This window comes from Shewanella sp. SM20 (assembly GCF_025654545.1).
Taxonomy (GTDB): Bacteria; Pseudomonadota; Gammaproteobacteria; order Enterobacterales; family Shewanellaceae; genus Shewanella; species Shewanella oncorhynchi.
In genome coordinates this window covers 1-13,213 of sequence record NZ_JAKKRK010000012.1, presented here as the reverse complement: position 1 = coordinate 13,213, position 13,213 = coordinate 1, and the positions used below count along the sequence as shown (strand labels likewise).

At 45.2% G+C, this 13,213-nt stretch carries 13 protein-coding genes and 1 pseudogene; 8 read left to right on the top strand and 6 right to left on the bottom strand.

From position 1 onward, the window contains the following. Positions 1–24: 24 nt before the first annotated feature. A complete protein-coding gene (rpoH, locus tag L5M18_RS06950) occupies positions 25–882 on the top strand; it encodes an RNA polymerase sigma factor RpoH (protein WP_006079635.1) in 858 nt (285 codons plus the stop codon). Between the two features lie 100 nt (positions 883–982). Here the strand turns inward: rpoH and menE are convergent, their stop codons facing one another. The 5 genes from menE to L5M18_RS06925 form a co-directional block, all read right to left on the bottom strand. Beyond that, on the bottom strand, positions 983–2,422 hold the full coding sequence (gene menE / locus L5M18_RS06945; RefSeq protein ID WP_411569267.1) for an o-succinylbenzoate--CoA ligase: 1,440 nt from the start codon (positions 2,420–2,422) through the stop codon (positions 983–985). After that, positions 2,388–3,500 (bottom strand): o-succinylbenzoate synthase, encoded by a 1,113-nt coding sequence (menC, locus tag L5M18_RS06940; RefSeq protein WP_263196365.1) that lies wholly within the window; start codon positions 3,498–3,500, stop codon positions 2,388–2,390. Before menC ends, menE begins: the two co-directional genes overlap by 35 nt. 26 nt (positions 3,501–3,526) lie before the next feature. Continuing rightward, complete coding sequence (gene menH, locus L5M18_RS06935) at positions 3,527–4,315, bottom strand: 2-succinyl-6-hydroxy-2,4-cyclohexadiene-1-carboxylate synthase (RefSeq protein WP_263196364.1); 789 nt, start codon at positions 4,313–4,315, stop codon at positions 3,527–3,529. After that, on the bottom strand, positions 4,315–6,036 hold the full coding sequence (gene menD, locus L5M18_RS06930) for a 2-succinyl-5-enolpyruvyl-6-hydroxy-3-cyclohexene-1-carboxylic-acid synthase (protein ID WP_263196362.1): 1,722 nt from the start codon (positions 6,034–6,036) through the stop codon (positions 4,315–4,317). The genes menH and menD overlap by 1 nt, the downstream gene beginning before the upstream one ends. 185 nt (positions 6,037–6,221) lie before the next feature. Next, complete coding sequence (locus L5M18_RS06925; RefSeq protein ID WP_105250597.1) at positions 6,222–7,190, bottom strand: LysR family transcriptional regulator; 969 nt, start codon at positions 7,188–7,190, stop codon at positions 6,222–6,224. 409 nt (positions 7,191–7,599) lie between these two features. Here L5M18_RS06925 and L5M18_RS06920 point away from each other — a divergent pair, with 409 nt between their 5' ends. The 4 genes from L5M18_RS06920 (at position 7,600) to nrfD (ending at position 10,246) form a co-directional block, all read left to right on the top strand. Beyond that, a complete protein-coding gene (locus L5M18_RS06920; RefSeq protein ID WP_105250596.1) occupies positions 7,600–8,076 on the top strand; it encodes a DUF2726 domain-containing protein in 477 nt (158 codons plus the stop codon). Between the two features lie 76 nt (positions 8,077–8,152). After that, positions 8,153–8,617 carry a cytochrome c3 family protein gene (locus L5M18_RS06915; protein WP_105250595.1) on the top strand — a complete coding sequence of 155 codons (465 nt, stop codon included), beginning with the start codon at positions 8,153–8,155 and terminating at the stop codon, positions 8,615–8,617. A 4-nt stretch (positions 8,618–8,621) separates the two neighbouring features. Next, positions 8,622–9,308, top strand: a complete 687-nt coding sequence (locus L5M18_RS06910; RefSeq protein ID WP_105250594.1) for a 4Fe-4S dicluster domain-containing protein — start codon at positions 8,622–8,624, stop codon at positions 9,306–9,308. Further along, positions 9,305–10,246 carry a cytochrome c nitrite reductase subunit NrfD gene (nrfD, locus tag L5M18_RS06905; RefSeq protein ID WP_105250593.1) on the top strand — a complete coding sequence of 314 codons (942 nt, stop codon included), beginning with the start codon at positions 9,305–9,307 and terminating at the stop codon, positions 10,244–10,246. The genes L5M18_RS06910 and nrfD overlap by 4 nt, the downstream gene beginning before the upstream one ends. Positions 10,247–10,515: 269 nt before the next feature. On the opposite strand, the gene L5M18_RS06900 is transcribed toward nrfD, so the two are convergent. Further along, positions 10,516–10,947 (bottom strand): Lrp/AsnC family transcriptional regulator, encoded by a 432-nt coding sequence (locus L5M18_RS06900; protein WP_006079646.1) that lies wholly within the window; start codon positions 10,945–10,947, stop codon positions 10,516–10,518. Positions 10,948–11,198: 251 nt separating this feature from the next. Between L5M18_RS06900 and yjeH the strand changes: the two genes are divergently transcribed. The 3 genes and pseudogenes from yjeH to tnpA all read left to right on the top strand — a co-directional run. Then, entirely contained in the window at positions 11,199–12,461 is a 1,263-nt protein-coding gene (yjeH, locus tag L5M18_RS06895) for an L-methionine/branched-chain amino acid transporter (protein ID WP_113940284.1), read from the top strand. Positions 12,462–12,749: 288 nt separating this feature from the next. Further along, positions 12,750–12,965, top strand: a pseudogene (locus L5M18_RS06890) (HDOD domain-containing protein); the annotation flags it as partial. A 79-nt stretch (positions 12,966–13,044) separates the two neighbouring features. Continuing rightward, the coding region (tnpA, locus tag L5M18_RS23475) for an IS66 family insertion sequence element accessory protein TnpA (protein ID WP_411569266.1) at positions 13,045–13,213 on the top strand (169 nt) is incomplete at its 3' end.

The window sequence follows — 13,213 nt, the reverse complement described above, 5'->3', positions numbered from 1 at the left end:
AGTCTGATAAATGTAGGAGAGCGAATGACCTTTCAAACGCAATCAATGGCACTGACAGTCCCACAGGGCGCCAGTAGTCTAGAAGCTTATATCCATTCAGTGACTAGCATCAGCATGCTGGACGCTGAGGCTGAGTATGAGTTAGCCAAGCGTTTACAGGAAACTGGTGATCTACAAGCTGCGAAGCAACTGATTATGTCGCACTTACGTTTTGTAGTGCACGTTGCTAAAGGCTATTCAGGCTATGGTTTGCCACAGGCAGACCTGATCCAAGAAGGCAACATAGGCTTGATGAAAGCGGTTAAACGCTTCGATCCCGATGTTGGCGTGCGTCTTGTGTCTTTTGCTGTGCACTGGATCAAAGCTGAAATTCATGAATATGTGCTGAAAAACTGGCGCATTGTTAAAGTCGCGACCACTAAAGCACAACGTAAGTTGTTCTTTAATATCCGTAAAGCGAAAAAACGCTTAGGTTGGTTCAGCGATGCAGAAGTCACTATGGTGGCTGAAAATTTAGGTGTGTCTAAGGCCGATGTGACCGAAATGGAATCACGTATGGCAGCGCAAGATCCGGCATTTGATTTAACCAATGATCAAGACGAGGAGCATGATTTTGCCCCCGTCCATTATTTGGAAGATCATTCATCGGATTTAGCGGAAAATATTGAAAACGACAACTGGGAATCCAATGCTCAAGGTCGTTTATTATCGGCCATCAAAACCTTAGATGAACGTAGCCAGCATATTCTGCGCGCTCGTTGGTTAGATGACGATAAAACCACACTGCAAGAACTTGCAGAGACTTATCAAGTGTCGGCCGAACGTATTCGCCAACTTGAGAAAAATGCCATGAACAAGCTAAAAGCTTGTATGGAAGCCTAAGTTGCGTCACGTGTAAAGTGATTTTAACTTAGCCATAAAAAAACCTGCTGCGGCAGGTTTTTTTATGGGTGAAATTTGGCTTGATGACGTTGATGATAAATCAGTGTTTAACAAGATTAGCTATCAAGGCTTTTCTATTTACTTTCAGCCCTGCCTGCTCATGATTTTCTGGCCATACATAATACTGTCTTGGGCGTTTGAAGCGGGCGATTTTGTTGGCAAGGAACAGTTCGAGCGTATTTGCAATCGACTCTGGGTGGTGGGTTAAACTGCCGCGAATGATGGCGGCGGGGAGACTGCCAAATTGTACATCTGGTATGGCGAAAACGATTGCATCGTCTATTTGTGGGTGCAGTTTAAGCGCGGCTTCGATTTCTTCTGGCTGGATGTTTTCGCCGCCGCAGATAAACATATTATCGACGCGGCCATGAATGCGCAGATTACCATTTTCGTCCCATTCGCCCATGTCTTTGGTGTAAAACCAGCCGTCTTGTTCAACGCACTTTTGTATTCCATCCGCGGTGAGATAGCCCATAAACAGGCATGCGCCGCGCACCAAAATCACACCATCTTCGATTTTAAGCTCACGCTTGGGGAGTAATTTGCCACTGCTGCCGTCGCTAAAAGCGTGACCTGTGGTGATCTGCGAGCCCATTTCCGTCATGCCGTAACTGGTGTAACTGGCGATATTGCGTTGCTTAAGTTGTTGGAGTAAGTCGATTGAGACTGCGCCGCCACCAAGTAATAAGGCTTTGATACTTTTAAGCTTGCTGCTCGTATCGACGAGTAACTTGCTCAGTTGTGTGGGAACGAGAGATATGTGAGTCAACTGATCTTGGTCAATCTGCTGACCAAGGCTAAGCGCTTGATCTGGCAGGACAACACTGGCACCGACTAAGGCACAGCGGTTTAATATCGCAAGACCGCCAATATGGAATAAGGGCAAGGAGAGTAGCCAAGCATCACCTTGTTCGAGTGGGATTAAGCTGCGGGCACCTTCGGCATTGGCAATATGATTCGCTAAGCAATGCACCGCCGCTTTGGGAAAGCCACTAGAGCCTGAAGTTAAAATCACATTAGCTGGGCGAGTAAAGTCGACAGGCAGGGCTAAGTCACTGCTAACGCGATTGAAATTTAAGCGCAAGTGATGACAATTCTGTAGTTCGTAAACCTCAGTACTCCAAATATAGCGGATCTGATGTTGATCAACTAAGCCTTGGATCTGAGCGAGGGGAAAACGTGGCGAGATAGGAAAAAAGATTGCTCCAATATCGATGCAGGCCCAATAGAGACAAATCATCTCGAGATTATTGCTAGCAATACAGGCGAGCGGCTCACCGTTTGAGATCCCCGCAGCACTTAGCTGCTTAGCCAGTGCGATAACGCACTGGCTAAGCTTTGAGTAACTAATGTCTTCCCCCGCCAACTTGATGGCTGTTTGCTGTGGAAACGCAAGCGCAGCTTGGTGCACGGGTGGCAGTGCAAGCGGTTTTGATAGGCTGGCATTAGACAAACTCGTTTCCCTCACTTTTAGCTGCATCATCATTTTGTTGAGTTGAATCAATGACATGTGGTGCAATGGGCTCAAGTTGCGCGAGTGTGAGGCAGTATTTTTTGCCCGATGACACGACTAAATCTTGGCTAAAGGCGCTGAGGGTATCGAGCCCAGGGATTTCATCCGGAGTGAGAATCGCGGCTAAATGGGCCAGAGCATTAATGCCTAAACTGCTCTCTAGACTCGAACTGATAATGCAACGTACGCCATAGCTTTGCGCCGTATCGATTAAATTAGCTAGCTTTTCGATACTGCCGAGCAGCATAGGTTTGATGACAAGCGCAGTCAGACCATTTTGCATTACAAACTGGTATTCTGGATCGTTGAGCGATTCATCGAGGGCGTAGGGTATACCAATTGCTTGATAAAATTCATGATTATCATGAGGATTCAGGCAAGGTTCCTCAATGTACTCTATGGTATCTAGGGGTAAGCAAGCGGCAAATTCGATTGCTTGCTCAAGTGTAAACCCTCGGTTCGCGTCCAAACGCAATTTGAGATCGGGGCGGGTACGTAAAATGCCATAAATCAGGCTTAGTTCATCTTCGATTGAAGTTTGCGCGACTTTGACTTTAACCGAACGAACACTCCTGCCAAGGGCGGCAATTTTGCTATCGAGCAAGTCTTTGCTCGCATCCGTTGGATGATAAATCAGAGGGACTGTGGCCGTTTGTGGACGAATGGCATCGAGTTTGCCCATTAACTTGGCATGTAACAGACTTAAACCAAAGGCCAAAGAAGGATAATGACTTTGCTCGGCGCATTCCAGCAATGTATCAATATGCTGACCGCAGAGTTGGGGTAATAATCCAGTCAAAGCCGTTTGCACTTGAGTGAGTGTTTCACGGCTGAACCCCATCAAAGCTTGTTCATCGACATCTATGCCAGATAGTGGGGCAATTTCAACTTCGACTTGTCTATGCTCGCCACCAGCATTAGCGCTAGCACTTACACTGGCTTGTAGTACTAATCCCGCTCTGTGATCGATACGTTGCTTACCGACGGGCAATAATACGTCGAGCGGTAGTCGATATTGATACAGGTTAAGCGAAGTTAATATCATATATTTCCTACATTTTAATTCTGTCATTACCCTAGCAACTTCACTATTTTTGAGGTTAATGCCTCGGGAGCGGCTTGGTGTATGTTGTGGCCGGCGCCGTGAATACTATGGACGAGGATGGGCGCGTGTAATTGCCACTCTTGGGCGAGTGCGTGGAACTTAGCATCTTGGTTGCCCGCAAAGAAATGGCACTCACAGGTAAGCTGCAAAGGTACATCCCACATCGATGCTTGGTGTGCGAGTGAGGTGGCTATGAATACCTCTTTAAGCCGCTGTTTAGGATGCAAATCTAATGCTGCAGAACGATGCTCGATTAGGGTTTTTCGTTTGGTAGCCGTCATATCGGCAAATACGGGCTGCTGATACCACAAGCTTAAAAAGTCTTTGCTATTCAGATGCAGTAAACGCTCGGCCCACTGGGTATCATTTTTGATTCTGGCAAGTTTTTCTTGCGGGTCTGTAAGTCCAGGATGGCAGGATTCGAGGTTTAGGCTCAGTAGTCTTTCTGGATAGGCTTTGGCAAGGTGCAGAGCAATACGGCCACCGAGAGAATAACCATAGAGATGGAATTGACCAATATGAAGGCCATTCAGGTGTGCCAACACATCTTCAACATATTGGTTAAATCCATCTAATTCGGTTGGCTTCAACTCCTTTTGGTTATCCCCATGGCCCGGCAGATCTAAGCAAATACAGTGAAAGTGCTGGCTTAGCGCAGGCATTAACGGCAACCAGTCGGTCTTAGTGCCTAAAAAGCCATGCAGTAACACTAAGGTCGGTAGTGAAGGATCGCCGTAACGGGCCATGGTTGGCATTAGCTTTGTTTCACCCACAAGTTGAGCTCGGCGATTTGGTCGCTGGCTTGTGTTTGACTTACATTGACTTCAATGATCGAAGCCCCCTGAAAATCCAGCGCTTCATTATAGCTATCTTGAAAATCGGCTAAATTATCCACTTGATTATAGGGCAAATTAAACATAGCTGCGGCGTAGCCAAATTCTAAACCGTGGCTGAGTCGATAATAATCGCTACGGACTTGTTCATTGGGAACGGGCAATAAGTTAAAGATGTTACCGCCATCGTTATTGAGGATCACGATCACCAGAGGACTGGTTAAGCCTTTAGCGATGGCCAGTGAGTTAAGATCGTGCAGTTGTGATAAATCACCGATGATTAAACTCGTGGGTTTGCCTTCATGGGCCGCAATACCGCAGGCGGTGGCGAGTAATCCGTCAATACCCGATGCGCCACGATTAGTATAAGTGGTTGCCGTACAACAACTGACAGGGGCATACATGTCGTACAAGCGTACAGGCAGGCTATTGCCGATAAAAAGCTGCTGTTCTAGCGGACGAGTATTGGCGATGGCGCGCACAACTTGTGCTTCACCAAATTCCCCTTGGTCGATATTGCGCACAAATAAGTTATGCAATTCATCGTTATAGGTGATTAGAGTATTCGCCCAGTTTGCAGAGGATGAGCGATACCAATTTAAGGCCGCAAACTGCTGTGCATTCGCGTGCCAAATGTGTTTAGCATTGTGACTAGGGTCAAGCCTGTCTTGTTCTGGTAAAACCTGCCAATAGCTGTGCCAATTTTGCTCGGCGAGATAACCTATCAAGCGTTTTGATAATAAACGGCCGCCGAATACGAGTACACGATCCGCTTCCTGCAATAGATTACGCGCCCTTGGATGTTGCAGCAGTTGATCAATATTACCTATCGCCGCGGGATGCTGACGCAGTTGCGACTGGGCATCGGTAAGTAATGGCCAGCCGATTTTTTGCGATAGGGCAATGAGCTGTTGTGGATCTTGTTCAGGCGTGAGAGTACCGACAACGATCACCCCTTTACCGTGGACGAACCGCATAATGGCATCGTCACTTGGGCCGCTCACCTGTTTGCTCTTACCGTATTGGGTATACGGGCGTGCGAGCTGTAGCCAAGTTTGCAATGGTTTGAGATAAGGTGATTCGGCATCGAGAATCGCGCCACCGAGTTCACTCGGATACAAGGGCTCACGGTACATGCAGTTGATATGCACTGGGCGAGTTTGATTCGCCACTGCTTCATCCACTGTGGTAAGCAACGCCTGCGGTGCGATATGTGTATCCGGTGTTGGCAAATTCACTTGAGTGGCATAATTCGCAAAAATTCCCGGTTGGACTATGGCTTGATTAGCACCGCAGCCGAGTAATTCTGGCGGACGATCGCCACTTAAGACGATTAAAGGTACATGGGTCAGCCACGCCTCCACAATGGCAGGGTACAAGTTGGCGACTGCTGTGCCTGAGGTCGTAATGATGGCGACCGGTGCGCGGCTGGCTTTGGCTAGACCTAAGGCCATAAAGCCGAGCCCACGTTCGTCGAAATGTAAGTGACGCTGGAGTTTAGTTTGCTGGGCGGCGGCGAGGGTTAACGGTGTTGAGCGCGAGCCCGGCGCCATACACACATGTTGCACGCCAAGACGTGCTAACTCCTCAAGAATAAGGGCGCCCCAAATAAGATTAAGAGTGGCTGTATTTTCGGTCCGCATAGCTGAATCTATTAGGATAAAGATGGGCTTAGTGTAACGTGTTTATGCTCCAAGATGTATGCTTGGTTTAACAATTCTCGAGTGGATCGCATGGGGGCTGAGGTGGAGCCTAAGCTAAGGCAGAGGATGCCTGTCACCTCGTGTATCGGTGGTTTGTTGTTTGGATATGTTGAGCTATTGCTTGGCTAGATAATACGATCGACGATTTTTTTAATCTCTCCGCTTAACCATTTCAAGTCCTCATTGATTGCATTAGGCTGATTTTTTTGCACTAAGAAAATCGTTGGGGTTTCTGTATCTGCATATAAACGTTCTGCTTCATACTGCGATAGTTGACACGTATGCAGCTCAGGAATATCACTCACCATTTCGTAAACTATCCGATAAGGCAATAGGGAGACTGCATTACTTTCGCCTAGATATTCAAACAAACTTGAAATACTGGTAATGGTAATTTCAGTATTGAGTTTAATGCCATTCGTTATGCAAAACTCTTGGTATGGACTCAATTTGGTGCTGGGATTACCAAGATCCGTATTGACATAGGGGTATTCCGCAATCGTCTCTAGGGTGATTTCCCGTTTAAAAATAGGATGATGCCTGCTAGCAATCAGGTAGAGTTTGTCCATACGTTGCAATTCAGTTGTTAGCAGTTTATCGCCGAAGGCGGCAACATCGGCAGCACTTTTATTGCAACAAATACCTAGGGTTGTATCACCATTAATAATGTCTTGAGTCGTATGCATAGACCAAGGGTTTATATTAATGTGCATGGGTTTTTGCTCTTCTTTAATAGCCTGCATCAAGGCCTTAGGGAAGGTGTAGGCAATTAATCCTGGCGCTGCTATTTCGACATGCGTCTTAACTTGGCGAGTGTTTGCTATTCTGGCTTTTTGAAACTTATCAGTACACTCAATTGCTTCTTTTGCAATTGGATATAAATGAGTAGCAAACTCATTTGGGAATAAGCCATATTTACGACGGATAAATAACTCATCACCAAAAATTTCCCGTAGATTTTTAAGGCTACGGCTGATTTTAGGGGCTGGAATGTCTAGCGCTTTCGATACATAGGTTGCTGACTTGTTCTCATATAATGAAACAAGTATTTTTAAACTCAGAATATCGAGGCCATCCATGTTACTAATGTGCATTTTTTATATTCCTTAATATTGAGCAAATACTTAAATCAATGCCTAATTATGGTGCTAATTAATAATTTTAATGTGAAACTAATCACAAGTTTTGGATCTAGATTTTATCTATGTGTATCAAAGGTTTTTTTGTTTTATTTTTAATATTTAAAATGGTTTTTCATAAAATTTAAAATTTCAAAAACTGATATTTTCATATTTAAAATACAAATACTGAATTATCAAGTATCAATATTTGTATTTAAGATTTACATAATTTTGCAATGTGACGAGCTATGTAAATCATTGTTTATATTTAAGTTGTTATTTGAAAGTGTGACATGCGTCAAGAAAAGATAAGTGTTTTCAAATAATACTAAAGTTGCTTTAAAGGAGATAACAAAAAATAAATTAGTTTTTGGAGGCGTGTATGAATACTTCAGTCATTCTCAGCTATGCGTTTATGTACTTCGTACTATTCGTAGCAGTACCATTCGTGTTTGTGATGTTTGTCATGACTTGCATTAAGTTTTTTAAAGCAGGTCCTGATGAAGCCGCACATCATGAGATGAAACTTAAACCAGTATTGTTCGATAAACAAAGCTTCAATTTTTTTAAATCATTAAAAACAGTTGTTGAAGGTAAATACGATGTTTGTTGTAACGTGCCATTAGACACTGTATTTGAGATGGACAAACATGATACGGAATTAAATCATGAATGCCGACTCGATTATGTATTGATCGACCATGATTCATCTGAAGTGAAAATGGTTATCAGTGATTTTGGCAAAGAAACTAACTCACCACTGAAAAAACTGTTTAGCAAGTTCAATATCAGTTTCATTGAAATGAACCAGCATAAACAGTGGGATACTCAGAGTCTTAAGCAAGCCTTGGCTGTGTGATCTTGACCGTCGGGTTCGGAATTATCCGAACTCGACCCCTTCTTTACCTTCCTACGGATAAATGTGAGGACTTCCTATGTCCAAAAGACAATGGCTGTGGTCGTTACGCTTAGGTGCTGCTGCGTTGCTTTTAAGCTTTTCTGCAATGAGTGCTGAGCCAGCCAATCAAATTAACAGTGATGCTTGTATGAAGTGTCACAAGCGTAATGGTCAAATGTTAGGGCATCATGGTCAAGATGCGATGAAAATGAGCTGTTCTTCCTGTCATGGAGAAAAGGGCGATCACCCTAAAAAACCGAATGATATGGTGGTCTTTGGTATGGAAGAATCGTCGGATCTGACGGTTCAGCTGAGAGTGTGTCAGAAGTGTCATACCAAGAAAAAACTCAGTGGAGCAGATTGGACGCATAACGTACATGCTCAAAAAGTGCCTTGTGCCGCCTGCCATAAATTACATAGCCCAACGGATCCAATGGCGGATATGACGCCGAAGGTTCGCAGTGAGCTATGTAGCAGTTGCCACACTGGCAAGCAGGAGTAAGGTTATGGAAAATTCAAAAAGAAGATTTCTAAAAGGCACCTGTGCCTTATTTGCCGGCGCTACAGGTGCATCATTACTCGCCACAGTGAATGCATCGGATAGTGTTAAAGCAGAACCTGATGTCAAATATGCACTTATTCATGATGAAACTAAGTGTATAGGTTGCCAAGCGTGTGAGGTGGCCTGCCGTGAAGTGAATAATGTACCCGAAGGTGTGTCTAGGCTTCAAATTAAGCAAGCGGGACCCTTTGGCGAATACCCTAATCAGTTTTATCACTTTAGTCGCAAGTCTTGTCAACATTGTGAAGACGCGCCCTGTGTAAATGTATGTCCAACTGGAGCTGCATTTATTGATAAAGAAACGGGTATCGTTTCTGTCGATGCATGGAAATGCGTAGGTTGCCAATACTGTATTGCAGCTTGTCCTTATCAAGTCCGTTTTATTAATCCTGTCACCCATGCGGCGGATAAGTGTGATTTCTGCCGAGAAACTAACCTAGCTCAAGGTAAACAACCTGCCTGTGTTGCTGCTTGCCCAACAAAGGCACTCGTGTTCGGTAATTTAAAAGATCCGACTTCTGAGGTTGTTCAAGTTCTGCGGTCTAATCCAACCCAGCGCACTAAGGTTGATCTTGGAACGAGACCTAAATTGTTCCGTATCGTTGCAAAATCAGGGGAGGTGATACTATGAGTGCCCTACATTTTGATACCTTAGTGTGGCATTGGCCGATTGCAATTTACCTGTTTTTAGCGGGTGTATCTGCGGGAGCCATGTTCTTCGCCGTACTGTTGAAACATTTTGTTTTGAAGCAAAACGCCTATCAGTCTGGTTTTGTGCGAGCCGCTTGTATTGTCGCGCCTGTAGCTGTGATGGCCGGGTTAGGGATATTGGTCGCAGACTTAACTAAACCTCTCGATTTTTGGAAGATTTTGGTGTTCTACAACCCTAAATCTGTCATGTCGATGGGCGTGCTTATTCTGCTGATTTACCAAGTATTCATGTTTATGTGGATTGGTTTAACCTTCCGTAAACCTGTTGATGCTTGGTGTGAAACACGCTTTCCTATTGTGCTTAAGTTGACCGCATTATTGGCTCGATTTGAAGCGACAATTACAGGATTGCTCGTGATTCTATCCTTGGCATTGGGCGCGTATACAGGCTTCCTGCTCTCGGCCTTGCCAGGCTATCCCATGCTTAAAAATCCTGTGTTACCTCTGCTGTTTTTGGCATCTGGTTTGTCTTCCGGTGCGGCATCATCTTTACTCGGTGGCGTGTTGATGAATGGCAAACCTAATGACAAAGAGGTGCACTTTATCCACAAGGTTGAAATCCCACTGATTTTAGTTGAAATCGTGCTGATTTTTACCTTCTTTATGGGCTTAGTGCTAACAGGTGGACAGAGTAAAATAGCCGCCTTTAATGCCTTAGGGTATGGTTTCTGGGGATGGATTTTCTGGCTTGGTATTATTGGACTCGGTTTGTCTGGACCATTGGCGATGAATCTGTTTATGACGGCGACATCTAAACGGAAATGGGCCTATGTGGCGGGGACGGCTTGCTTGAGCTTGATCGGGGTATTACTGCTACGTAACTTCATACTCTATACAGGACAAATGACGATCGCTTAATGCGTACCGTTAATTAATGACGAAAAAATCATAATAATCAATGGAATCGACGGATCGCGGAAACAATGTCAAAGGAAAACATTGTAGATGAGGCCCTTGCGGCGCTGGCTGAGCTCTCAAGGGTTAAGTCTAGCCGCGGTTGGTTGTGTAACAGGGAGGTCGCTGGGCAAGGATGCCATATTTTACACTTCAATATTTTGCCCTGCCTCCAAACGGGCCTCGCCACCTTATTCCTAAGGGTGGCGTTTCTTGTTTTAGGGAGGCACGATTTACTCGCCGAGGTTATTAATCCATTCACTCATTACCACATGGGTTTTGATCTTGATGATGTCAGTGTGAGTGTCGATATACTCACGGATCTCATGCAGGCGGCGCATCGAGGGCGCATGCACGTACACGAGTAAATCCATATCACCAGAAATACCACGGCAGGTAATCACTTCGGGGATCGCTTGGAATACGTGTACCACGTCGGCGCAACGTGGACATTGATGCTGGATTTCGAAATAAGCCGATACACCTTCTTTTTGCGACTCACTCAAGAGCACTTGATAGCCACGGATCACTCCTGTTTGTTCGAGCTTTTTTATGCGCTCGGCAACCGCACTACGGGATAGATTGACCTGTTCGGCGATATTCGACACGCTCTGGCGTGCATCCTGACGCAAACTATGAATGATGGCCGTATCGAATTTATCCAAGGGTGACTCCAGTGAAAATGGCTATATTGAATCTGTGTGTTATTTTGCCATTGGTTTGAATAACCACAGAATTTGCTGAGTATTTTGGCTTAAAATTGCATCAAATCTTAAACTGACCGTCATTTTGATGGAAATAACGCTATTTGCCGCGATTTTGCCGGTATTGGACGTGGAGAACACTGAAATTAACGGCAGATTGTAGGGCGAAATCTCATTATACTGACAGCTCAAAAACCACAGAATATTAACAGATGAATTCAAATAGCGGAACTATAGGTCGTTGGCAAGGTGCGGGTTTAATGGCGACCACTTTGCTCGGTACAGGGGTATTTATTTTGCCTCAGATGACTATTGAAAAAGCGCATTCTGGCGCCTTAGTCGCATGGATCTTGTTAACCTTGGCCATTATTCCTGTGGCACTGGTCTTTGGTCGTTTAGCGAGTGTATTTCCCCATGCCGCAGGCCCCGCTTACTTTGTCGAAAAAGCCTTTGGTCGCACTGCTGGTCGAACAATTGGACTGATCTTTTTACTGGTTGTGCCCATGGGGGCGCCGGCCGCGATTTTGATGACCTTTCAGTTTGTGAATGCCTTAATCCCGATATCGGGTTGGTCCAAGGTTGGTGTTGAAATACTCGTGATTTTTGGCTTGTTTCTGATTAATTTAAGAGGCATCCAAGTGTCGGCTAAGCTGCAATTTGGCCTGACACTTTGCATCGTCGCCGTTGTTGTGGTCTTGTTTGGTGCGAGTAGTTTTCAGCAAGGTCATCTCACGACACTTGCTAGCCATGGTATGCCTGAAATGCCGACCGTGATGATTGCCGCTGGCATCGCTTTTTGGAGTTTCTTGGGTATAGAAGCTATGACCCATCTTGCCGATGATTTTCGTCGTCCGCAGCAGGATATGATCCCCGCTATGATGATGGGCACAGTGCTGGTGGGGGTGATTTATGTGGCTTGTACACTTTTACTGCTATTAGTGCCGACAGATAAAAGTGTCGCCATGATCGGCGTGTTTGACCAACTGCTCGGTGGTTACGGTGCGCAAGTGATTGGTGTGTTAGGTATCGCAAGTGGATTGGCAACCGTTAACGTGTATGCGGCCAGTGCGGCACGTCTGGTCTGGAGTTTTAGTTGTGAAGGCATTTTACCGCGCTTCTTTGCCGTTAAGAATGCCCACGGAGTGCCCATTCGAGCACTTGCTGCGCTGTTATCTGTGATGGCAAGCGTGATTGTACTGACTTACCTTACCGGGCAAGAGCTAGAGCACCTTATCGCATGGAGCAACGGTGTATTTGTGGTGATCTATTTGATGGCTATGCTCGCTGCCGCTAAGTTATTACCACGGCACAATTGGCCGCTGGTGGCGCTGGGTTGTGCGTTTTGCTTAGTATTAGGTTTTGCCCTAGGTGCAAGTATGTCCTACGTGCTTGTGTTGATCTTAGTGGTCGCGCCATTTTTGTGGTGGCAAAAGACCCATATTAGTCGCAAACAAAGTTTGGCGTTACCTGAGTAATATTCGCACCCTCTGGGGCTAAATCAACATGATGGATTAATTAAGAAAGCCCCGAACTTTTTATTGTCATAAGAGTTTGGGGCTTTTTTGTGTGGCTTAGTGGATTTCGAAACTGGATATGATTGAGTGCGATTAAATTGCATGAAACAAAGAGGTAAACCTTAAGTCTGATGGCCGCCAAGCTTTGTTGCCGAAGGACTGCACATTACTGATATTTAATGTATCTCGGTGAGCGAGGCGATAACTTGTGTTCTATATTTTGATCATTCATACGGAAGGAGAATAAATATGGATTCAGCTGCGTTGCTCAATCGTGTCGATGAGTTACCTAGGTTACCTAAGGCGATCAGTGAATTGTTAGATGCGGTCAATGATGACAATGCGACAGTAAAAAGCATTGCCACTAAAGTTTCACACGATCCCTTAATCAGCGCTAGGGTGTTACGCCTTGCTAATTGTGCCCACTATGGACGTAGTCGAGAGGTTGGTACTATCGATGAAGCGTAAGCGTCCATTTTAGGACGTCCTATTCCCACTTAAGATCGCGCGATAAGCTGTGCACTCATCATAACAGGAGAGTGATATGGCAAAGCGAGCTTACCGCAATGCTGCACAGTGGCAGCAATTAATCGACTTATGGCACACATCAGAGCTGAGCATCACTGAATTTTGTCAAACCCATCAACTCAGTACCATGTCATTTTATAAATGGCGGCAACGCTTGGCTGAGCAAACTGAACAAGCGCCTGTGC